Genomic DNA, 800 nt, shown 5'->3' on the forward strand with positions numbered 1-800 from the left:
TCTGCTGATAATACTTTCGTATATCGATAATACTCGAAATTAACGTTTTGAGTATTGTGGACGACGACGTGCTTTGTGTAAACCCACTTTTTTTACGTTCAACGCGACGTGCGTCACGTGTAACGAAGCCAGCTGCACGTAATGCAGGGCGTAAAGTTTCGTCGTATTCCATTAATGCACGTGTGATACCGTGACGGATCGCACCTGCTTGACCAGAAATACCACCACCTTTAACAGTGATGTATAAATCTAATTTATCTAATAACTCAACTAATTCTAACGGCTGACGAACTACCATGCGTGAAGTTTCACGACCGAAGTAAACGTCTAAAGAACGTTGGTTAATGGTAATGTTACCATTGCCCGGTTTGATAAATACACGAGCTGAAGAGCTTTTGCGGCGACCTGTGCCGTAGTTTTGATTTGCTGCTGTCATTTTCGATGCTCCGTGATTAGATGTCTAAAACTTGTGGTTGTTGTGCAGCGTGGTTGTGTTCGTTACCTGCGTAAACTTTTAATTTACGGAACATTTCACGGCCTAAAGGACCTTTTGGTAACATACCTTTAACTGCGATCTCGATCACTGCTTCCGGACGGCGTGCAATCATTTCTTTGAAGGTTGCATCTTTGATGCCACCTACGTAGCCAGTGTGCCAGTAGTAGATTTTATCGGTTTCTTTTTTGCCAGTTACCGCTACTTTCTCTGCATTGAACGATGATGTAATCACCTGTATCTACGTGCGGAGTATATTCAGCTTTATGTTTACCGCGTAAACGGCGTGCTAATTCAGTAGCTAAAC

General features: G+C 42.9%; 1 protein-coding gene and 1 pseudogene. Both read right to left on the reverse strand.

Going from position 1 to position 800, the window contains the following annotated elements; all coding sequences use genetic code 11:
- Positions 1-436: 30S ribosomal protein S9 (gene rpsI, locus D0Z60_RS11455; RefSeq protein WP_476712801.1), on the reverse strand; the 436-nt coding region annotated here is incomplete at its 3' end.
- A gap of 16 nt (positions 437-452) precedes the next feature.
- Positions 453-800: pseudogene (gene rplM / locus D0Z60_RS11460) on the reverse strand (50S ribosomal protein L13); the annotation flags it as partial.

Source organism: Sphingomonas mesophila (assembly GCF_003499275.1).
Taxonomy (GTDB): domain Bacteria; phylum Pseudomonadota; class Alphaproteobacteria; order Sphingomonadales; family Sphingomonadaceae; genus Sphingomicrobium; species Sphingomicrobium mesophilum.